General features: G+C 73.1%; 19 protein-coding genes. 4 read left to right on the forward strand and 15 right to left on the reverse strand.

The window, feature by feature from the left end; translation table 11 throughout:
• Positions 1 to 28: 28 nt before the first annotated feature.
• The 6 genes from ACLJPY_RS00275 to ACLJPY_RS00300 are packed head-to-tail and all read right to left on the reverse strand — an operon-like array spanning position 29 to position 6,259.
• Positions 29 to 1,633, reverse strand: coding sequence for a dipeptide ABC transporter ATP-binding protein (locus tag ACLJPY_RS00275; RefSeq protein ID WP_410585904.1), 1,605 nt, complete (start codon positions 1,631 to 1,633; stop codon positions 29 to 31).
• Positions 1,630 to 2,460, reverse strand: coding sequence for an ABC transporter permease (locus ACLJPY_RS00280; protein WP_410585905.1), 831 nt, complete (start codon positions 2,458 to 2,460; stop codon positions 1,630 to 1,632). The genes ACLJPY_RS00275 and ACLJPY_RS00280 overlap by 4 nt, the downstream gene beginning before the upstream one ends.
• Positions 2,457 to 3,431 carry an ABC transporter permease gene (locus ACLJPY_RS00285; protein ID WP_410585906.1) on the reverse strand — a complete coding sequence of 325 codons (975 nt, stop codon included), beginning with the start codon at positions 3,429 to 3,431 and terminating at the stop codon, positions 2,457 to 2,459. Before ACLJPY_RS00285 ends, ACLJPY_RS00280 begins: the two co-directional genes overlap by 4 nt.
• The gene (locus ACLJPY_RS00290) at positions 3,428 to 3,679 is read right to left on the reverse strand and encodes a hypothetical protein (RefSeq protein ID WP_410585907.1); all 252 of its coding nucleotides are present in this window, start codon (positions 3,677 to 3,679) and stop codon (positions 3,428 to 3,430) included. The genes ACLJPY_RS00285 and ACLJPY_RS00290 overlap by 4 nt, the downstream gene beginning before the upstream one ends.
• Entirely contained in the window at positions 3,676 to 5,331 is a 1,656-nt protein-coding gene (locus tag ACLJPY_RS00295; protein ID WP_410585908.1) for an ABC transporter substrate-binding protein, read from the reverse strand. Before ACLJPY_RS00295 ends, ACLJPY_RS00290 begins: the two co-directional genes overlap by 4 nt.
• A 52-nt stretch (positions 5,332 to 5,383) precedes the next feature.
• The gene (locus ACLJPY_RS00300; protein WP_410585909.1) at positions 5,384 to 6,259 is read right to left on the reverse strand and encodes an SDR family oxidoreductase; all 876 of its coding nucleotides are present in this window, start codon (positions 6,257 to 6,259) and stop codon (positions 5,384 to 5,386) included.
• 85 nt (positions 6,260 to 6,344) lie between these two features.
• Here ACLJPY_RS00300 and ACLJPY_RS00305 point away from each other — a divergent pair, with 85 nt between their 5' ends.
• Positions 6,345 to 7,190, forward strand: a complete 846-nt coding sequence (locus ACLJPY_RS00305; RefSeq protein WP_410585910.1) for an alpha/beta fold hydrolase — start codon at positions 6,345 to 6,347, stop codon at positions 7,188 to 7,190.
• A gap of 55 nt (positions 7,191 to 7,245) precedes the next feature.
• Here ACLJPY_RS00305 and ACLJPY_RS00310 read toward each other — a convergent pair whose 3' ends face one another.
• The 7 genes from ACLJPY_RS00310 to ACLJPY_RS00340 all read right to left on the reverse strand — a co-directional run bounded on the left by ACLJPY_RS00310 (position 7,246) and on the right by ACLJPY_RS00340 (position 13,968).
• Positions 7,246 to 7,542, reverse strand: coding sequence for a muconolactone Delta-isomerase family protein (locus ACLJPY_RS00310; RefSeq protein WP_410585911.1), 297 nt, complete (start codon positions 7,540 to 7,542; stop codon positions 7,246 to 7,248).
• 29 nt (positions 7,543 to 7,571) lie between these two features.
• A complete protein-coding gene (locus tag ACLJPY_RS00315; RefSeq protein ID WP_410585912.1) occupies positions 7,572 to 8,630 on the reverse strand; it encodes an LLM class flavin-dependent oxidoreductase in 1,059 nt (352 codons plus the stop codon).
• A gap of 18 nt (positions 8,631 to 8,648) precedes the next feature.
• Positions 8,649 to 9,161 carry a flavin reductase family protein gene (locus ACLJPY_RS00320; RefSeq protein WP_410585913.1) on the reverse strand — a complete coding sequence of 171 codons (513 nt, stop codon included), beginning with the start codon at positions 9,159 to 9,161 and terminating at the stop codon, positions 8,649 to 8,651.
• Positions 9,162 to 9,287: 126 nt separating this feature from the next.
• On the reverse strand, positions 9,288 to 10,301 hold the full coding sequence (locus ACLJPY_RS00325) for an LLM class flavin-dependent oxidoreductase (RefSeq protein ID WP_410585914.1): 1,014 nt from the start codon (positions 10,299 to 10,301) through the stop codon (positions 9,288 to 9,290).
• Positions 10,302 to 10,312: 11 nt separating this feature from the next.
• Positions 10,313 to 11,368, reverse strand: a complete 1,056-nt coding sequence (locus tag ACLJPY_RS00330; RefSeq protein WP_410585915.1) for a phosphotransferase family protein — start codon at positions 11,366 to 11,368, stop codon at positions 10,313 to 10,315.
• Positions 11,369 to 11,386: 18 nt separating this feature from the next.
• Entirely contained in the window at positions 11,387 to 12,412 is a 1,026-nt protein-coding gene (locus ACLJPY_RS00335; RefSeq protein ID WP_410585916.1) for a methyltransferase, read from the reverse strand.
• Between the two features lie 122 nt (positions 12,413 to 12,534).
• Positions 12,535 to 13,968 (reverse strand): MFS transporter, encoded by a 1,434-nt coding sequence (locus ACLJPY_RS00340; protein WP_410585917.1) that lies wholly within the window; start codon positions 13,966 to 13,968, stop codon positions 12,535 to 12,537.
• 158 nt (positions 13,969 to 14,126) lie between these two features.
• Between ACLJPY_RS00340 and ACLJPY_RS00345 the strand changes: the two genes are divergently transcribed.
• From ACLJPY_RS00345 to ACLJPY_RS00355, 3 genes are read left to right on the forward strand one after another with little or no spacing between them, the layout of a single operon-like run.
• Positions 14,127 to 14,813, forward strand: a complete 687-nt coding sequence (locus tag ACLJPY_RS00345; RefSeq protein ID WP_410585918.1) for a TetR/AcrR family transcriptional regulator — start codon at positions 14,127 to 14,129, stop codon at positions 14,811 to 14,813.
• Between the two features lie 40 nt (positions 14,814 to 14,853).
• Positions 14,854 to 15,144 carry an antibiotic biosynthesis monooxygenase family protein gene (locus tag ACLJPY_RS00350; RefSeq protein WP_410585919.1) on the forward strand — a complete coding sequence of 97 codons (291 nt, stop codon included), beginning with the start codon at positions 14,854 to 14,856 and terminating at the stop codon, positions 15,142 to 15,144.
• A complete protein-coding gene (locus ACLJPY_RS00355; protein ID WP_410585920.1) occupies positions 15,141 to 16,046 on the forward strand; it encodes an MBL fold metallo-hydrolase in 906 nt (301 codons plus the stop codon). Before ACLJPY_RS00350 ends, ACLJPY_RS00355 begins: the two co-directional genes overlap by 4 nt.
• 119 nt (positions 16,047 to 16,165) lie before the next feature.
• On the opposite strand, the gene ACLJPY_RS00360 is transcribed toward ACLJPY_RS00355, so the two are convergent.
• Together ACLJPY_RS00360 and ACLJPY_RS00365 are read right to left on the reverse strand one after the other, a co-directional pair.
• Complete coding sequence (locus ACLJPY_RS00360; protein ID WP_410585921.1) at positions 16,166 to 17,896, reverse strand: ABC transporter ATP-binding protein; 1,731 nt, start codon at positions 17,894 to 17,896, stop codon at positions 16,166 to 16,168.
• Positions 17,893 to 19,572 (reverse strand): ABC transporter substrate-binding protein, encoded by a 1,680-nt coding sequence (locus tag ACLJPY_RS00365; RefSeq protein ID WP_410585922.1) that lies wholly within the window; start codon positions 19,570 to 19,572, stop codon positions 17,893 to 17,895. Before ACLJPY_RS00365 ends, ACLJPY_RS00360 begins: the two co-directional genes overlap by 4 nt.
• Between the last annotated feature and the right edge of the window lie 3 nt (positions 19,573 to 19,575).

Here is a 19,575-nt window from a genome sequence, read left to right on the forward strand (position 1 = left end):
CCCGGGCCGGGCCCGGGCACCCACCGCCCTACCCGATCCGCGGCATCGCCGCGAGCAGCTGCCGGGTGTAGGCGTGCGCCGGGCGCTCGAACACGGTGTCCACCGGCCCCTCTTCGACGACCCGGCCACCGGAGAGCACCACCACGCGGTCGGACACCTGCCGGATCACGCCGAGGTCGTGCGAGATGAACAGCATCGCCAGCCCGAGTTCGCGCCGCAGCCGGGCCAGCAGGCCGAGCACCTGGGCCTGCACCGAGACGTCCAGTGCCGACACGGGTTCGTCGCACACCAGCAGGTCCGGCCCGGTCGACAGGGCCCGCGCGATCGCGACGCGCTGGCGCTGGCCGCCGGACAGTTCCCGGGGCCGTCTGTCCAAAACGGACTCGTCCAGGCCGACCTGCGCGAGGAGCTCCGCCGCCCGCGCCCGCCGCACCGCGCGGCCGCGGCCGCCGATCGCCTCGCCCAGCACCGCCGCGACGGTGTGGCGGGGGTCGAACGAACTGAGCGGGTCCTGCGGCACCAGCTGCACGGTCCGGCGCAGCGCGCGCCGGTCGCGTTCCCGGCGGCCGCTCCACCGGCGGCCGGCCAGCCGGACCTCCCCGGAATCGGGTTCTTCGAGACCGAGCGCGATCCGCGCGGTCGTCGTCTTCCCGGAGCCCGATTCGCCGACCAGCCCGACGACCTCGCCGCGGCGCACGATGAGGCTGACGTCGTCGACCACCGTCCTGGCCGCGCCGCCCGGGTCGCGGAACCGCTTGCCGACCCCGGCCACCTCGAGCAGGGGCTCGCCGGTCACGGGCGCGCGCGCGGCCGGCCGTCCGGTGGGCACGGCGGCCAGCAGCTCGCGGGTCACCGCGTGCGCCGGCTCGGTCAGCACCCGGTGCGCCGGACCCTGCTCGACGATCTCGCCGTCGCTCAGCACCGCGATGCGGTCGGCGATCCGGGCGACCACCGCGAGGTCGTGGCTCACCAGCAGCAGCGCCGTGCCGCGCGACTTCAGCTCGGCCAGCAGGTCGAGCACCCGCGCCTGCACCGTGACGTCGAGCGCGGTGGTCGGCTCGTCGGCGACCAGCAGCTCGGGACCGGCCGCGATCGCCGACGCGGTGAGCGCGCGCTGGCGCTGCCCGCCGGACAGCCGGAACGGCCGCTGCCGCGCCACCCGGTCGGGATCGGCGATGCCGACGTCGGTGAGCAGCGTCCGGACCCGCTCGGCGACCCCACTGCGGCTGACGAGCCGATGCGTGCGCAGCGGCTCGGCGATCTCGGCACCCGCGGTGCGGAGCGGGTCCAGCGAGACCAGCGCGTCCTGGTGCACCAGCCCGATGCGCCGGCCGCGGATCCGCCGCCACTGCCGTTCGCCCAGCCCGCGCAGGTCGGTCCCGGCGAACGCCAGCCGCTCCGCGCTCACCCGCGCACCCCGCCCGGCGAGGCCGACGAGGGAACGCGCGGTGACGCTCTTCCCGCTGCCCGACTCCCCCACCAGCGCCAGGCATTCCCCGGCCGCCAGGGCGAAGGACAGCCCGCGGACCGCCGCGACCTCGCCGAAGGCGACCCGGAGCCCGGTCACTTCGACCAGCGGGCCGTCGGGCCGCACCGACGGCGGGGCATCGTGCAGCTGGGGCTCGGTGGTCACGCGGGCGCTCCTGCGGATCGGTCCCGGGCGCGCCGGCCCAGGACGGTGATGGTGACGACGGTGGCCGCGATCGCCGCGCCGGGGAACACCGCGGGCCACCAGGCCAGCGCGGCGAAGTCGCGGCCGTCGGCGAGCATGGCTCCCCACTCCGGCGCCGGCGGCTGGGCGCCGAGCCCGAGGAAGCTGAGCGACGAGCCGATCATGATCGCGGTGCCCGTGCCCAGCGTGGCCAGGACGAGCACCGGCCCGGCGATGTTGGGCAGCACGTGGCGCAGCAGGACGGCCAGGCGCGGCCGGCCCAGCGCCACCGCGGCCTCGACGTACCCGGCGTGCGCCGCGACCAGCGCCTGCCCGCGGACCAGCCGGGTGTAGTGCGGGATCGAAGCCAGGCCGATCGCCGGGACGGCGGTGACCGGCCCCGGCCCCAGCACGGCGATGACGAGCAGCGCCAGCAACAGGCCGGGGAACGCGAGCAGGACGTCGACGACCCGGGAGACGACCTGGTCCGCGGCCCGGCCGCCGAACGCGGCCAGCAGCCCGAAGACGCAGCCACCGGTCACCGCGAGCAGCGTCGCGGAAAGGCCCGTGCCCAGCGAGTACCCGGCGCCGTGCACCACCCGGGCGAGGACGTCCCGGCCGAGCTGGTCGGTGCCGAACGGGTGCGCGGCGCTCGGGGCCCGGAGGATCGCCTGCGGGTCGACGTCGGCCGGCCCGGCACCGGTGAGCCAGGACGGCCGGAGGGCGGCGACGGCGAGGAGGACCGCGAGCGCTGCGGCCAGGAGGGTGCCCGGGCGCGGCAGCGCCGTGGGACGCGACAAGGTCGTCACCGGGCCTCCAGCCGCGGGTCGATCACCCGGTACAGCAGGTCGACGGCGGTGTTGAGCACGACGAACACGACCGCGGACAGCAGCACGACCGCGGTCACGACCGGGAAGTCGCGGCCGGTGACGGCGGCCAGCGTGACACGGCCGAGCCCCGGGCGGGCGAACACCGTCTCCACGACCACCGCTCCGCCCAGCAGGCTGCCCAGCGTCCAGCCGGTCATGGTGACCAGCGGCACGAGCGCGTGGCGCAGCACGTGCCGCAGCCGCACGACTCCTTCGCGCACCCCGCGGGCCCGTGCGGTGAGCACGAACGGCTGGGTCAGCGCCTCCTCGGTGGACCGGCGCAGGACCTGCGTCAGTTCGCCGGCGATGGGCAGCGCCAGGGTGACCGCGGGCAGCACGAGCCCCGCCGTCCCGGTCCCGCCGGCCACCGGGAACCAGTGCAGCCCGAAGGAGAACACCGTCAGCAGCACCAGCCCCAGCCAGAACGTCGGGGTCGAGACGGCCACCAGTTCCAGGCCCTGCGAGAGGATCCGCAGGACGGGCCACCGGCCCGCGGTCGCGGTGGCGACGAGCACCGCGGCCGCGACGGCGAGCACGCCGGCGGCCAGCGCCAGCTGCGCGGTCGGGGCGAGCTGCTCGCCGATGATGCGGCCCACCGGCTGCTGGAGCTGGTAGGACTGCCCGAGGTCGCCGTGCAGCAACCGGCCGAGGTAGGCGAAGTAGCGCTCCGGCAGCGACCGGTCCAGGCCGAGATCGGCGCGGATGGCGGCGAGCACCTCCGGGGTGGCGGGCGCGCTGCCGACGACGGCCCGCGCCGGGTCGCCGGGGATCAGCTCCAGCGAGGCGAACGCGAGCGTCGCGGCGCCGAAGAGGACCAGCAGCGCACCCGCCAGGCGCCGCACGAGCCAGCGCGGCAGCCCGCCCGCCGGGCGAGCCAGGCGTCCCGCGGACCACCGCGGCAGCCCGCTCACCGGACACCCCACGAGTACGGCGGCAGGCTGCTCACCGGCACGGTCACCCGCGCACGCACCGCCGCGAACCGTTCACCGGGCGAGCCACCCGCGTGCACCAGCCGCTCACCGGAACCGGCCGCCCGCACAAACCATCGCGAGAGCCCACCCACCGGCAGAACCACCTGCGCGCCGTCCGCCGCGGACCGCTCACCGGACGAACCACCGGGGCCGGGCACCGCCGCCGACCACCGCCGCGGGCCGGTCACCGGGCGAGCCAGGCGTCGCGGAACTGCGGGAAACCGGCCGGGTCGGCGGTCAGGCCCTGCACCTTCTTCTTCGCGCCCACCAGTGACGACGGGACGAACAGCGGCACCACCACCGCCTGCTTCAGCGCCCACTGCTGGGCCTGGGCGTAGGCGGTCCGGCGGGTTCCGTCGTCCAGGGTGGCGGCGGCGCCGTTGAGCCAGGAGTCCACCTGCTGGTCGGTGACGCGGGAGTAGTTCTCGCCGTGGATCGGGAAGTTGTCGGAGGTGAGGAACCCGCGCAGGATGTCCGGGTCGGCCCGGGTCCAGCTCGTGTCGGCCAGCTCGTAGTCGCCCTTCTCGACGAGGGCGAACAGCTGCCCGGTCTGCACGCTCGGGCGCTGGATCTCCAGCCCGACCTTCCGGGCGTCGGCCTGGATCGCCTGCGCGAGCGTGCCGCGCTGCTGGGCCAGCGCCTGCGCCTGGGTGTAGGGCCAGCGCACGGAGAGCCGCTGCCCGTTCTTCGTGCGGTAGCCCTCGGCGTCGCGGGCGGTCCAGCCCGCCTCGTCCAGCAGGCGGTTCGCCGCGGCCGGGTCGTGGCCCCAGCTGTGCTCGGTGGCCGGGTCGTAGCCCGGCGTGGACGGCGAAAGGATGCTCCACGACCGTTCGTACTGTCCGAAGTAGACACCGCGGACGGCGGCGTCGACGTCGATCGCCTGCTGCAGCGCGGTGCGCACCTTCACGTCGTCGAACGGCGCCCGCGCGGTGTTGAGGTAGAGGCTTTCGGTGGCGCCCTGGGAGGGGTTGCGCACCAGCTGCAGCGCCGGATCGGCTTCGACCGTCTTGACGTTCGCCGGCGGCACCGCGGTCACGGCGTCGATCTGGCCGCTGGTGAGCAGCCCGATCCGGGTCGCGCTCTCCGGCACGATCCGGAAGACGACCTGGTCGAGCCGCGCCGGGCCGGGGTGCGTGGCGGTTTCCGGCGCCCAGGCGTAGGCGGGGTTCCTGGCGATCGTGACGGTCTGCTGGTGCACGTGCCCGGCGAAGGTGAACGGCCCGGACCCCACGAGGTGATCGCACAGCGAGGTCGCGAACTGCCTGAGCGCCTGCGGCGACTCGATGCCGAGGTAGGTCGTGCTCGCCGCCTGCAGGAACGGCGAGAACGGCCGCTTGAAGTCGACGCGCACGGTGTCGGGCGCGAGCACCGTGCTCCCGGCGTACGGCCCGAGCAGGGTGACCGCGTAGAGCGACTTCGTCGCCGGGGCCGCGATGTGGTCGAAGTTCGCCTTGACCGCGTTCGCGTCGAACGGCGTGCCGTCGTGGAACTTGACGCCGGTGCGCAGGGTGAAGGTGTAGCTCTTGAAGTCCGGCGACGCCGTCCAAGACTTCGCCAGCCACGGGTGCAGCCCGCCCTTGCCGTCCTGCGCGATCAGCGAGTCGAAGACGCCGCGGCCGATCAGCGCGGTCAGGTCGGCCGGGCTGACGTGCGGGTCGAGGCAGCTCGGCTCGCTGTCGACGGCGTAGGTGAGGGTCCCGCCGTCGACGGGGGCGCCGGCGGCGGCCGTGTCCTCGCCGGCGCCGCAGCCGGCCAGCGCGGCGGCCAGGGCCGTCGCGGCGAGCGCGGCCGCTCCTCGGACCAGTGGCCGGCGGCCGGATCTCCACGCGGACAGCAACATCGGTTCTCCAGGGGTGGTTCGGTCGGACGGGGTTGCAGTTTGGGCAGCGCGCCTATCGGGGCGGCAAAGCGGCGGTAGAGGCGTCCACGGGCCGGAACGCCTCGACGTGGTCGGCCGCCCACTGCCGGAAGGTCCGCGGACGGCGGCCGGTGACCCGGGCGACGGTGGGCCGGGGTACCGCGCGGACCGCGGTCGCCTGCTGCCGGGCCGCCAGCACCGCGTCCACCACGACCGCCGGGGTCCGCCGCAGCATCTGCTCGCGGGCGACGGCGACCGGGATCTCCTCGAACCGCAGCGGACGGCCGAGCACTTCGCCGAGCAGCCGCGTCTGGTCGCGGGCGGTCAGCGCCTCCGGCCCGGTCACCGCGTACACCCGTCCTTCGTGCCCGGTGCCCAGCAGGGCGGTGGCCACGACGGCGGCGATGTCGCGCGGGTCCACCGGCGCGGAGACGACCTCGCCGAGCGGAGCGCGGACGACGTCCTCGTCCTGGATCGAGCGGGCCCACGACAGGGCGTTCGTCATGAACCCGCCGGGCCGGACGACGGTGACCGGGATGCCGGCGGCCGCGGCGGCCCGTTCGCCGTCGAGGTGCCAGCGGCCGAGGAGGTTACCGGGGTTCTCCTCGGCCGCCAGCGAGGAGAGCTGCACCAGGTGCGCCGCCCCGGCCCGGGCCGCCGCGACGGCGAGGTTGCGGTCGTGCACGGACTTGTGCTCGGCCGCGGACAACGCGAAGACTTTGTCCACTCCGGACAGAGCGGCCGGCAGCGAGTCCGGTTCGCCGAGGTCGGCGGCGACGACTTCGACGGCTTCCGGCAGTCCGGCGGCGGCGGGGTTGCGCGACACGGCGCGGACGGGCACACCCGCGGCGAGCAGTTCGCCCACCACGGCCCGGCCCACGACGCCGGTCGCTCCGGTGACTAGGATCATGCCGCCGAAGCTAGGCTCTCCCACCGGGGCGCGCGGTATAGCCGCACTAGGGCGAAACCTCACCCGGCGCGCCTAGTTTCCCGGCATGGCCACCTTTTCTTCCTACGACGGAACTGAAATCAGCTACCGCACCCTCGGGTCCGGCCCGCCGCTGCTGGTCGTGCCCGGCGGTCCTCGCGCGTCGGCGTACCTCGAAGACCTCGGCGGGCTCGACCGCCACCGCACGCTCGTGCTGTTCGACGCCCGCGGCACGGGTGCGTCGCCGGCACCGGCCGAACCCGCGACCTACGCCTACCCCCGGCTGGCCGAAGACGTCGAGGCCCTGCGCGCGCACCTCGGGCACGAGCAGCTCGACGTCCTGGGCCACTCGGCGGGCGCGGTCGTCGCACAGGCGTACGCCGCCGCCCACGCCGGCCGGATCCGCCGGCTGGTGCTGGTGGCCCCCGGTTACCAGCTGTACGGGCTGGAATCGCCCGACACGGCGCAGATCCTGGCGGGCCGCACGGACCAGCCGTGGTACCCGCAGGCGACCGCCGCCCTGCGCAAGCTGTCCGGCCTGTCCCCCGACGCGTCGCCCTCGGAGGTCATCGCGATCCTGGAGGAGTACGCGCCGGCCGCCTACGGGCACTGGGGCGAGCGGCAGCAAGCGCACCTGGCCCAGCAGCCCGCCCAGTTCTCGGTGACCGCGTGGGCGGGGTTCTGGCGGTCCGATGTGGACGTTTCCGCGCTGGTGGACCGGCTGGCGAAGGTCACCGCGCCGGTGGCGGTCCTGACCGGCAGCCGGGACGCGCTCACCGGCGTCGCGGTGGGTGACTTCGTCGCCAACCTCTTCCCCGCCGGACGGCACGTGACGATCGACGGCGCCGGGCACTACCCCTGGGTCGACGAACCCGCGGCGTTCGCCACCGCGGTCGAAGAGTTCCTGTCCTGACGCACGGGAAAGGCGGGCACCGGAACCGGTGCCCGCCTTTTTCGTGCCGGGAGGACTACTCGCCCGGCACCGCGTCCGGGTCGAACCCGGACACCTCGGCCAGCGGCCAGACTTCGAACTTCAGGTGCGGGCTGAGCGGGTTGTCGTAAAGCGCCGACATCAGCTCGTCGTGCGACGAGACGTCGTAGATGTTCAGCCCGCCGGACTCGCCGACCCGGATCCAGCTGTGCGTGACGATGCCCTTCTCGACCAGTGCCTGCATGTAGCCGAAGCCTTCGCCGAGGCGGCGCCGGAATTCGTCGGCGCTGATGCCCGTCGGGGCCTGCGTGGTGGTGACGGCGAACAGCGCCATCGGTTCCTCCTCTTCGGTCGGGTGGAAACTCAGGGGGTGAACACCGGCAGGACGTGCTCGGCGAACAGGCGCAGCGTGCGGGCGGACTCCTCGTAGGGCATGTTCCCGGAGATCACCTGCAGGCTGATGGTGATGTCGCCGAACCACGACCGGATCAGCCGGAGCCGGTCGGCGACCTCCTGCGGCGCGCCGACGAGCACCTTGTTGTCGCGCAGCTGCTTGCCGAAGTCGCTCGACCGCACGCGCTCGACGATCCGGCCGTAGCCCTCGTAGTCGCTGCTCTTCGTCCGGGTCCACGGCTCCACGGCGGCGGCCAGCGCCCGGTTCGTGTGTTCCGAATAGGTCCGGCCCCGCTCGTGCGCGCGCCCGGCTTCCTCGGCGAGGTAGCAGTTGTAGCTCATGTGGACGTCCTGGGCCGCCGGGTCGTGCCCGGCGGCCACCCAGGCTTCCCGGTACAGCGCCAGCATCTCCTGCACCTTCTCGACCTTGTTGATCGAGGGCACCATCATCAGGCCGTACCCGGCCCGCCCGGCGGCGACGCACGACTCCGGCGTGATCGCCGTGGCCACCAGGATCGGCGGGTGCGGCCGCTGGTACGGCCGCGGGAGCAGCGTGACCGGGCCGAAGCGGTGGAAGGCCCCCTTCCACTCGACGTCCTCTTCGGACCACAGCAGCCGGCAGGCCTCGACGCCGTCGGTGAACCGCTGGCGGCTTTCGTCCATGGGGATCTCGAAGGCCTCGAACTCGTCGGGCAGGAACGCCCGGCCGAAGCCGACCGACAGCCGCCCGTGCGAGATGTTGTCCAGCATCGCCAGCTTGCCCGCCAGCTGTGCGGGGTGCGTGAACGCCGGGATGACCGCGCCGGTGACCAGCCGGATCCGGGACGTCCTCGCCGCGGCCGCGGCGAGGAACGTGACCGGGTCCGGGCTGTAGCCGCCGTAGGGGGTGAAGTAGTGCTCGACCGTCTTGACGTGGTCGAACCCGAGCTCCTCGGCCAGTTCGGCCAGCCGCAGGGCCTCGTCGAAGTGCTGCACCGCGGACTTCTCGTCCGGGCTCACCGTCGGGAACAGGTTGATGCCGAATTTCATCGAGCGCTCCTCGTGTGGCTAGCCGACCGGGGCCGGTGTGGCGGCCCAGGCGGAGTACGTCCGGCGGAAGTACATGAGCGTGTCCCTTTCGTGCACGGACCCGGCTTCGACGCGGCCGAGCACGATCCAGTGGTCGCCGGCCGGCACGACGTCCGTCGTGACGCACTCGGCGACCGCGACGGCGTCGCCGGTCAGCACGGGTGCGCCGCCCGCGGCCCGCGACGGCGTGGTGGCGACGCCGTCGAACTTGTCCTCGCCCTTGCCGGCGAACCGCCGGGAGGTGCCCGCGGCGTCCGCGGCGAGGAAGTTGACGACGAAGGCGCCCGCGGTGCGCAGCGCGGCCGACGTCACCGACGTCCGGTCGACGCAGACGAGCAGCAGGGGCGGGTCCGCGGAGACGGCGGTCACCGCGTTGCAGGTGAACCCGCGCGGGGTGCCGTCGCGGTCCAGGGCCGTCACGACGGCCACCGCGGTGGGCAACGTCGCGAAGATGGCGCGGAACAAGGTGTTGTCGGCTGCCACAGCGGTCACTCCTCGCCTCGTCTGCCTCCACTCTGGCAACGGCCCCTATAGGCCGGGCAAGGAACCGCTGCACCGCCGGGCCCACACGCGAAAGGACGCCGGACGAAAGCCGTCCGGCGTCCTTTGTGGACTTCGTCAGCGCGGGGTCAGCTCGAAGGCTTCCGCCAGCAGTTCGTAGGACCGCACACGGGCCTTGTGGTCGTAGATCGTCGCCAGCACGACGATCTCGTCCACGCCGAGCGCCGAAGTGATCTCGGTGATCCGCTCCCGGACCTGCTCCGGCGTGCCGACGACGTACCGCGGCCACTCGAACCGCTCTTCGGCCAGCGGGTCGCCGCCGGTCTTCAGTTCCTCCAGTGCCTGCTCGGGGCTCGGGACCGGGCCGATGATGTTGCGGGTCAGCCGGCGCCGGAACAGCCGTTGGCTGGCGTAGACGTACTGGGCCTCTTCCTCGGTGTCACCGCAGTAGACGCCGATGCCGAGGATGACCCGCGGCTCCGGCGTGTGGCGGCTCGGCTCGAAGTGCTCGAGGTAGGCGCGCACGGCGTCGCGCGTGCCCGCCGGGTTGATGAAGTGCGCGTACGAGTACGGAAGGCCGTTGGCCGCGGTGAAGGCGGCGCTCGACGGGCTGGACCCCAGCAGCCACACCGGCGGGGCTTCGGGCACGCGCGGGGTGAGGTCGATCGTCGCGAACGGGTGCCCGGGCGGGAAGTCCCCGTGCAGGAAGGCGAGCAGCTCGGCGAGCTTCTCCGGGAAGTCCTCGACCGTCGGCGAGCCCGAGCGCTGCGAAGACAGCGCGATCGCTTCGAGGCTGCCGGCCCCGAACGACCGGCCGATGCCCAGGTCGATGCGGCCGGGGTAGAGCCCTTCGAGGATGCTGAAGGTTTCGGCGACCTTGAACGCGCTGTGGTTCGACAGCAGGACCCCGCCCGACCCGACCCGGATCCCGGTCGTCTCGGCCGCGACGCGCGCGACCAGGATCTCCGGCGCCGAGCTCGCGTGCGAGGCCATCGAATGGTGCTCGGCGATCCAGTACCGGTGGTAGCCGAGGCGGTCGGCGTGCCGGGCCAGGTCGACGGTGTTGTGCAGCGCGTCGGCGGGCGCCATGTCGACGGTGATCGGCGACTGGTCCAGGATCGAGATTCTCACGAGGCTCCTCCTCAGGGAACGGCGGGCTGTGCGGCCGTCTCGGCCAGGACGCGGTCGAGCAGGGCGACCGCGTTGCGGTGCAACGGGAAGTCCGCGGGCACGACCTGCTGCCGGCGCAGCAGGGCCGTGACCCGCGCGGTGATCAGGGCGAACCGGAACGCCGCGAGCACGGCGTGGTACCCGAGGTCGCGCAGTGCGGGACCGCCGGCCGCCGCGTAGCGCGCGAGCGTCTCCTCGCGGCCCGGCAGCCCCGCCAGCCTCGGTGCGCCGACGCCTTCGCTGAGGTGGCGGTCGAGGTGCAGGAACCAGGCCACGTCGGCCTCCGGCGGGCCGAGCTCGGCCATCTCCCAGTCCAGGACACCGGCGACTTCGGTGCCGTCGAAGACGAGGTTGCCGAGCCGGGCGTCGCCCCACAGCAGCACCGGCCGCGCCGGGGGCGCGGGCCGGTAGACGCGCAACCAGGCCAGCGCGCGCTCGACGACCGCACCGCCGGCTCCGAAGAACGCGAGGTTGGCCGCGTAGTGCTCGAGGAGCGGGTCGCGGCCGGGCCGCGCCAGGAACCGCAGGCCGAGGCGCTGCGGGTCGAGGCGGTGGACAGCGGCCAGGACGTCCACCGCCCGCTCCCAGACCTCCCGGCGGCCGGCGGGGTCGAGGTCGGCGACCCAGCCGGCCCGGTGGTAGGACGGCAGGTCCGCCGGGACCCGGCCGTCGACGTGCGCCATCACGAAGAACGGCGCCCCGAGGACGCCGGGGTCCGGCTCGAACCCGAGCACCGGCGGCACCGGCACGTCCGGGTGCCCGGCCAGCACCGCCAGCAGCCGGTACTGCTCGGCGAACCGGACGTCCGGGTAGACCTGGTAGCCGGCGCCGGCGATCCGCGCCACGAGCCGCTGCCCGCCGCCGGGCCAGGCGGCGTCGAACAGCACGGTTTCGTTGCCGAAGCCGGCGCCGGCCGGCACGGTCAGGTCGCCGACCTCGACGAGGCCGCCACCGGCGACGCGGGCCGAGAGCCACCCGGCCAGCGCCGCCCGCGTCCGCTCCGGGTCACGCTGCACGGGTACCGGCACGACGTCCCCCCTTCCCGGTCACGGCTTGCGGGCGAGGACGAGGCTGCTGGCCGCACCCAGCGGGCGGACCTCGGTTTCACCGAAGCCGGCTTCGCCGAGCCAGGACCGCAGGTCGGCGACGCTGTACTCGGCGCCACCGGCCGACCAGACGAGCATGTTGAGGCTGGCCAGGACGTTGCCCAGCTGCGGCGCGTCGTCGTCGATCATCGGGTCGTAGACGAGCACCGCCCCACCCGGCCGGACGGCCCGGAAAGCTTTCTGCAGCAACAGGATCCGGCTCTCGACCGGCCAGTTGTGCAGGACGTGCCCGAAGACGAGCACGTCGGCCTCGGGCAGCTCGTCGGCGAAGAAGTCACCGGCGCGGAAGCGGAGCCGGCCGTCCAGACCGAGCGACCGGATGTGGGTGTCGAAGGCGGGAGCGACCCCGGGCAGGTCGAACACGGTCCCGCTCAGGTGCGGGTGCGCCCGGGCGATCGCGGCCGAGAGGTTGCCGCGAGCGCCGCCGATGTCGGCGAACGTCCGGAAGCCGGCCCAGTCGAGTGCGGCGACCTCTTCGCCGATCGGCGCGTTGAGCGTGTCCATCGCCGCGAGGAACCCGTCACGGTCACCGCTGGCCTGGTACATCGGGCCGTAGGGATCGCCGTCGGCACCGGCGCCGTTGCGGGCTTCGCCGGTGCGGAGGCTGGTGACCAGCCCGTCCCAGGCCGGGTGCAGCACCCCGTCGAGGAACCCGAGGAATCCGCCGAGGAAGTCGGGCCGGCCGCGCACCAGGTACTGCCGCGCGGCGGCGGCGTTGCGGTACCGGCCGTCTTCGCGCTCGACGAGCCCGAGACCGAGCAGGGCGTACAGGAAGTCGCGGGCCCCGTTCGGGTGCAGCCCCGCGCGCGTGGTGAATTCCGCCTCGGTCAGCGGGCCGCTCTCGTCGAGGATCGTGAAGACGTCGAGTTCGTAGGCGGCGAAGAGGACCTTGGCCTGCCGGTAACCCGAAGCGATCTGCAGGATGGGTCCCGGGGCGACGGAACGTTCTGCTGCGGTGACGGTCATGTGCGGGATTTCCCTTCGCGCGGGCCGGTTTTCGTTCCGAAGCTAGATCCGGCCGCTATAGGTGCCGTAAAGGCCGGGCGAGCCGGTGGCCGCGGGGAGCCTTCGCCGCGGCCACCGGCGTCTCAGGCGGGCTGCTTCGGCTTCGGCAGGGCGAGCGAAGTCAGCGCCGCAGCGAGGGCGAACACCGCGCCCACGAGGAAAGCGGCCCGGTACCCCGACACCACGGCCGCGTCCGCGCCGGTCCCGGCGAGCGCCTGCGCCCGGTCGGCGGCGACGGTCGCCAGCACCGCCAGGCCGATCGAGCCGCCGACCTGCCGCGTGGTGTTGATCAGGCCGGACGCGAGCCCGGCCTCTTCGCGGGCGACCCCGGACGTCGCGGCCATGCCCAGCGGCATCATCGCGACCCCCGCGCCCAGCGTCACGAGCGCCATCGGCACGAGCAGGTGCGCGGGGTACGAACCGTGCACCGGGATGAACGACAGCCACACCAGGCCGACGGTGGTGATCAGCGGCCCGGCGACCAGCAGCGGCCGTGGCCCGAACCGCTTGAGCAGCACCGGTCCGCTGTAGGCGCCGATGGTCATCGTCGCCGCGCCGGGCAGGAACGCCAGCCCGGCCGCGAGCGGACCGAAGCCCAGCACGTTCTGCATGTACAGCGACAGGAAGAAGAAGTGCGCGATCACGGCGACGCCGACGCAGAACATCACCAGGTTGGCGACGGTGATCGAGCGGACCTTGAACAGCCGCAGCGGGACCACCGGTGCCTGGGCGATCTTCGCCTCGTGCAGCACGAACCACGCCAGCAGGACGAGCCCGGCGAGGAAGGGCACCAGCGTCTGGGGGGCGCCCCAGCCGTACGGGGCGCTGTTGATCGTGCCGTAGACGAGCGCGACCAGGCCGGCGGTGACCAGGACCGAGCCGGTGACGTCGAGCTTGCGGGTCTTCAGGTTGCCGTGGCTCTCCTGCAGCAGCAGGTACGCCGCGATCAGGCCGATGACCCCGAGCGGGATGTTGACCAGCAGGATCCAGCGCCAGTTGATCAGGTCGGTGAGCACGCCGCCGAGCACCGAGCCGATCGCGGCGCCGCCGCCCGCGACGGCGCTCCACGCCCCCATCGCCTTGGCCCGCTGCGGTCCTTCGGGGAACGTGGTGGTCAGGATGGTCAACGTCGCCGGCGACAGGATCGCGCCGCCGATGCCCTGCACGATCCGGGCCACGACCAGCGTCGTCTGGTCCTGGGCCAGTGCGCCGACCAGGCTGGCCGCGGTGAAGACGACGAGCCCGATCACGAACAGCCGCCGCCTGCCGAACAGGTCGGCCGCGCGGCCGCCGAAGAGCAGGAAGCCGGAATAGGCGAGCGTGTAGCCGTTCACCACCCAGGCCAGCCCGGCTTCGCTGAAGCCCAGGTCCTGCCGGATCGCGGGCAACGCGACGTTCACGATCGACACGTCCAGCACGACCATCAACTGGCCGAGGCACAACAGGGTCAGCACGGCCCAGTACGGCGCGTGCCGGACCCGTCCTTCCGCCGGTGCCGGCACTTCGACAGCTGACATCCCAGATTCTCCCCGCTAGTAGTTGGACTCACGCGTCCACATGGACTGACAAGTCCAAGAGGTTAGGATGATGCGTCTAAGCTGTCAAACAGGTGGTTCCAGACTGAGACGGGAAGGAGTCCAGAGTGGGGCACGGAGCCTGCGGTAGCCTGGGATCGATGGCATCTCCCACGATCCGAGACCGCACCCCGGTGGCCCCGCCCGAGGAGTGCCGTGGCCTGCTGGCCAAGCGGCGGGCGATCCTCGACGCGGCCATCGTCGTGTTCGTCCGCGAGGGCTACACGCGCGCGGGCGTCGACGTCATCGCCTCCGAAGCGGGCCTGTCGAAGCAGACGATCTACAACCACTTCGGCGACAAGGAACGCCTGTTCCTGGCGACCGTCGAGGAGACGCTCAAGCCGCTGTCGGCCGAGGTCGACGCGATCGTCAACGCCACGCTCCGGCAGAACGCCGACATCGAGACCGACCTGCTGGCCTTCGGCAGGCAGTGGCTGCCGACCATCACCCGCCCGGACGTGTCCGCGCTCTACCGGCTGATCATCGCCGAGAGCCCGCACTTCCCCGCGCTGCGCAGCTCCTGGCGCGAGGCGGCCGCCGACCCGGCCGCCCACCACCTCGGCTACTACCTCGCCTGCCACTCCAACAACGGCAAGCTGGCCATCCCCGACCCGGCCCGGGCGGGGCGGCAGCTGCTGGCTCTGATGAGCAGCGAGGCCCACGAGCACTCGGTGTTCGGCACGGTCGAGCTCGACGCCGGGCAACTCGAGGAGATCGTGGTCGCCGCGGTGGACATGTTCCTGCGCGCCTACTCCCCCAGTCACGCTTCAGCGGCGCCTCAGCGCTAGCCCGAACCGCCCTTCAGCGGCCGGGGCGACGATCGGCCGCATGGTCGTCTTCGTCAACAAGCTCACCCTCACCGGCGCTCCCGACGAGCTCGAACGGATCTACCGCGGCGTCGCGGACTTCTTCCGCACGCAACCGGGCCTGGTCCGGTTCCAGCTGGTCCGCTCGACCAGCGACCCCGGCGTCTACATCAACATCGCCGAGTGGGAGGACGAGGCCGCGTTCCGGCGCGCCGTGAGCCGGGACGAGTTCCGGAAGGCCGTGCGCGTCGGGCGGGTCTCCGACGGCGATCCGCACCTGTGCGAGGTCGTCTTCACCGGATCGCCGGCGTGACCGGCGCGCGGGTCGAGGAACTGGCCAAGGGTGTCCACGCCTACGTCCAGCCGGACGGCGGCTGGTGCGTGAGCAACTCGGGCATCATCACCGGCCGCGACTCGGTCACCGTGATCGACACCGCGGCCACCGAAGCCAGGGCCCGGTCGCTCGCCGCGGCCGCCGCGGAGGTCGGCGGCCGGGCGCCGCGCACGCTCGTCAACACCCACCACCACGGCGACCACACGTTCGGCAATTTCGTCTTCGCGCCCGCGGCCACCGTCGTCGCCCACGAGCGCGCCCGCGCGGAGATGGCCGAGAAGGGCCTGGGCCTGAAACACGTCTGGCCGGACACCGACTGGGGCGCGATCGAGGTCGTGCTGCCTTCGGTGACCTTCAGCGAAGAACTCACCCTGCACGTCGACGACCTGGTGGTCGAACTGGTCCACGTGGGGCCGGCCCACACCACCAACGACGTCGTCGCCTGGCTGCCCGCCGAGCGCATCCTGTTCGCCGGTGACGTCGTGCTGTCGGGGTGCACGCCGTTCGCGCTGATGGGCTCCGTCCGCGGGTCCCTGCGCGCGCTCGACACGCTGGAAGCCTGGGAACCGGAGACGGTCGTGTGCGGGCACGGCCCGGTGTGCGGACCCGAGGTCTTCGCCGCGACCCGGGCCTACTTCCACTGGCTGGGGGACGTGGCCGCCGAGGGGTTCGCGGCCGGCACCCCACCGCTCGAACAGGCCCGCCGCACCGACCTCGGCGGGTTCGCCGGCCTCCTCGACCGCGAGCGGCTGGTGGCGAACCTGCACCGCGCCTACGCCGAACTGGCCGGCGCCGCGGACGGCGACCACATCCCGAGCGGCCCGGTGTTCGCCGAGATGGTCGCCTACAACGGCGGCCGGCCGCTGTCCTGTTCGGCCTGACGCACCACGGACCGGATTCGGCCAAGCCGGTGAGCAGCGGCCTCGGACATCCGGTCCCCCATCCGGGGCGGCGACCGCCACCCCGGCGTCGCACTCCCCCGCGGCCGCGGGGAGGTGCGTCAACCCGGGTCGGTGACGCTTTCCCGCAGCAGCCGCCAGGCTTCGCGGCGCAAGCGCTGGGCCTCCGGGTCGGCTACCGGTGCCGCCGACAGCAGGCGCTGGGTGTACGGGTGCGCGGGGGCGGTCAGGACCTCCTTGGCCGGGCCCTGCTCGACGACGTGGCCGCGGTGCATCACCGCCACCCGGTCGGCCAGCTGCTCGATCACCGCGAGGTCGTGGCTGATGAACAGGCACGCGAACCCGAACTCGTGCCGCAGCTCGCGCAGCAGGTCGAGGATCCGGGCCTGGATCGTGACGTCGAGCGCGCTCGTCGGCTCGTCGGCCACCAGCAGGTCCGGGCGCAGCGCCAGGGCCCGCGCGATGCAGGCGCGCTGCCGCTGACCGCCCGACAGCTCGTGCGGGTAGCGGGCGGCCAGCGCCGGCGACAGCTGCACCGCGTCGAGCAGTTCCGCGACCCGCCTGTCCACTTCGGACGAACGAGCCGCGCGGTGCAGCCGCAGCGGCGTGGCCACGCTTTCCCCGATCGTCGTGCGCGGGTTCAGCGAGGACAGCGGGTCCTGGAACACCATGCCGATCCGGCGCCGCAGCGCCTTCGCCGCCCGGCCGCGCACCCGGGTGAGGTCCGCGTCCCCGACGCGCACCGACCCCGCCGTGGGCGCGAGCAGCCCGGTGACCGCCCGGGCCACCGTGCTCTTCCCCGAGCCGGACTCCCCCACCAGGCCGAGGACCTCGCCCGGCTCGACGTGCAGGCTCACCCCCGAGGCGGCGTGCACGGCCACCGCGCGGAACCGGCCGCGGTAGGTGACCGACAGGTTTTCCACACGCAGCAGGGGTGCCTCGGCGGGAACGTCGGGGACCGACGCCGTCGCCGGGTGGTCCGCCGCGGCCACGTGGCCCGGCCCCGCCGAAATGCCGGTGATGACCGCACGTTCGAGCCCGGCCGTGGCCGCGGTGCTGAGCGAGACGACCGAGCCGAGGAGCTGCCGCGTGTAGTCCTCGGCCGGCGCGGCGAAGATCGCGCCCACCTCGCCCTCCTCGACCACGCGGCCGTCGCGCAGCACGACGACCCGGTCGGCGAGGTCGGCGACCACGCCCATGTCGTGCGTGATCAGCAGGATCGCCGTGCCGAGGCGTTCCCGGAGATCCCGCAGCAGCTCGAGGATCTCCGCCTGCACGGTGACGTCCAGTGCGGTGGTCGGCTCGTCGGCGATCAGCAGCTTCGGCTCGTTCGCCACGGCCATCGCGATCACGACGCGCTGCAGCTGGCCGCCGGACAGCTCGTGCGGGTAGGACCGGAGCCGCTCGCGCGGCGCGGGCAGCCCGACCAGGCCGAGCAGCTCGGCCGCGCGTTCCCGGGCCGCCGCGGCGGTGCCGTCCCGGTGCGCCCGGATGGCCTCGGCGAGCTGGTCGCCGACCGTGAACACCGGGTTCAACGCGCTCATCGGCTCCTGGAACACCATGCCGACATCGCCGCCGCGCACCGCCCGCAGTTCCCCCGGGGTCATCGCGTAGAGGTCCCGCCCGGCCAGCTCCGCGCGGCCGGTTACGCGAGCCGTGGGCGGGAGCAGGCCGAGCAGGGACATCGCGGTGACCGTCTTGCCGGAGCCGGACTCCCCGACCACCGCGACGACTTCGCCCGCGCGGACCTCGTAGCCGACCCCGCGGACGGCTTCGACGTCCCCGAACGAGACCGCGACGTCGCGCAGCCGCAGGAGCCCGGCTCCGCTCACTGGACGATCCCGAACTTGCGGTAGTCGACGTAGGCCGGGAAGCGCCCGATCTCGACGCCACCCACCTGCGAACCGTGCAGGAACGAGTTGCGGGTGTAGATCAGCGGCACCACCGGCGAGTCGGCGAGGATCTTCTTGTCCAGCGCCGCCCACTTCTTGCCCGCCTCCGCCGGGTCGACGGTGGCCTGCGCCTCGCCGATCAGCTTGTCGACCTCGGGGTTGCTGTAGCGGGACTCGTTGTACCCGCCGTTGCCGATCTCGGTGGACTGGAACAGCGGCTGGATGTTCGCGTTGGCCGACGGGATGTCCGGCTGCCACGAGGTCAGCGTCAGGTCGTAGTCCGACAGGCCCTTGGTGTCCACTTCGGACGTGTAGGTGTCCTCGTCGAGCGGCTTGATGGTGACCTTGATGTTCGCCCGCGCCAGCGATGCTTGAATCGCCGCGGCCTTCTCCGGGAAGCCCCGTTCGTTGTGGGTGGCCAGGACCAGGCCGTCGAGGCCGTTCGGGAAGCCCGCCTCGGCGAGCAGCTGCTTGGCCTTCGCGACGTCGCCGGACGGCGGCGCCGGGTACAGGTCGTACTGCTCGCGGCCCTGCAGGCCCGGCGTGATCAGCGTGGTGGCCACGTCGCCGGCCAGCTGGGCGCTGCCCGCGCTCGCGACCTGGTAGGCGGCCTTGTCGACGGCGTACTGGAACGCCTGGCGCACCTTGGGGTTCTTCAGGTTGCCGCGCTGGGTGTTCAGCGAAAGGTAGGCCAGCGCCCCCGATTCCGACGTCACCAGCCGCGCCTTCGCCGAGGCGTTGCCCTGGATCTGGGCCAGCTGGGCGGGTGAAGCGAACGACATGCCGAAGGCGGCGCGGTCCTTGCCGGTGTCGTCGACCAGCCGCTTGGAGATGACCCCGGTGTCCTGGCCGAGTTCGAACTCGATGGTGTCCGGGTTGGCCAGGCGCGTCTTGTCCTCGTCGCGGTTCCAGTTCGGGTTGCGCGTCAGCTTCGCCGACTTGCCGCGCTCGTAGCTCGCCAGCTGGTACGGACCCGACGCGACCGGGTGGTCACCGTAGTTCGCCTCGGCCCCCTTGCCCTTGGGCACCGGCGAGAACGCGGGCGTGCTGGCGACCCAGTTGAAGTCGCCGTACGGGCGGGCGAGGTGGAAGACGATCGTCTTCGCGTCCGGCGTCTGGATCGTGTCGAGGTCCTTGCCTTCGAACGGTCCCTTGTACGCCAGGCCCGGGGACAGCAGGTCCTTGTGGTAGGCCAGGCCGCCGGAGAAGGCGGGCGCGAACGAGCGCTCGAGGCCCCACTTGACGTCCTCGGCCTTGATCGGCGTGCCGTCGGCGTACTTGAGCCCGTCCTTGAGGGTGAACGTCCACGTCTTGCCGCCGTCACTGGGCCGTCCGGTGTCGGTGGCGAGGTCCGGCACGATCGCGGTGTCCTTGCCCGGCGCGACGTCCCACGACGTCAGCCGCCGGTGGATCAGCCCGAGCGTGGTGACCACCAGGTTCGAGCTCTTCGCCGGGTCCCACGTGATGGAGGGTGCGTCGTTGAGCAGGACGAGGTTCCCGCCCGGTTTGACGGTGCCACCTTGTCCCGACGGCGTGTCATTGGCCCCGCACGCCGTCAGCAGCGTGACGGCGGCCGTCACCCCCGCAGCGAGCGAAAGCCGGAATCCCCGTTTCATCGT

The organism is Amycolatopsis sp. lyj-23, assembly GCF_046549135.1.
Lineage (GTDB): Bacteria > Actinomycetota > Actinomycetes > Mycobacteriales > Pseudonocardiaceae > Amycolatopsis.